The organism is Mycobacterium simiae, from assembly GCF_008370645.1.
Lineage (GTDB): Bacteria > Actinomycetota > Actinomycetes > Mycobacteriales > Mycobacteriaceae > Mycobacterium > Mycobacterium simiae_A.
Window position 1 is genome coordinate 1 of sequence record NZ_VTZN01000432.1, and the last position, 851, is coordinate 851.

Annotated in this window: 1 protein-coding gene; it reads left to right on the forward strand. The window is 58.6% G+C overall.

Translation table 11 applies throughout. From position 1 onward, the window contains the following. Positions 1-17 precede the first annotated feature (17 nt). The coding region (locus tag F0Q45_RS26285; protein WP_262491200.1) for a condensation domain-containing protein at positions 18-851 on the forward strand (834 nt) is incomplete at its 3' end.

Here is an 851-nt window from a genome sequence, read left to right on the forward strand (position 1 = left end):
TCTGGCAACAAGCAGTTGTGGGCAGTGAGAACGATCCCGACAGTGTGATGTCCCAGCAGGTTGCTTACTGGCGTGCTGAGTTGGCTGGGGCGCCCGAGCAGATCATGTTGCCGTTGGACCGGCCCCGCCCAGCCCAACAGTCATTTCGTGGCGAGGTAGTGACCTTCACGATCGACGCGCAGCTGCGAGAACGGGTCCAGCAGCTGGCTCAACAAACCGGCACGACCCTGTCTATGGTGTTCCAGGCGGCGTTAGCGGTCCTCCTGCACAAATTCAACGCTGGTGACGATGTCACGATTGGTGGGCCCATCGCCGGACGCGCCGACCAGGTACTAACAGACCTGATCGGGTTCTTCGTCAACATGTGGGTGCTGCGGGTCAACACCTCAGGCAATCCCAGTTTCAGCGACCTACTCGAACAGGTGCGCACCAAGGCTTTGGCGGCCTATGAGAACCAAGACGCCCCGTTTGAACGGCTGGTGGAACTGCTCAACCCGACACGGTCAACGGCGTATCACCCTTTTTTTCAGGTGGCATTGGCCTGGCAGAACAACCCGCTGCCCGATTTCAATATGCCCGGACTCGATATCGAGCTTCAACTCGCACATACCGGCACTGCCAGGTTCGACTTGTACATCAACCTCACGGATGTCCCCGGTGTTTCCGGGCAACCACGATCGCTTCCTGGCTGCATCGAATACGCGACCGATCTGTTTAACCGCAACACCATCGAAAAGTTCGCCGCTTACTACCTGCGTGCCCTACACGCCGTCACCACCAACCCGCGGCAGGGCATCGATGTAATCGATGTCTTCGATGCCGCCGAACGCGACCAAGTACTGGTCCAATCG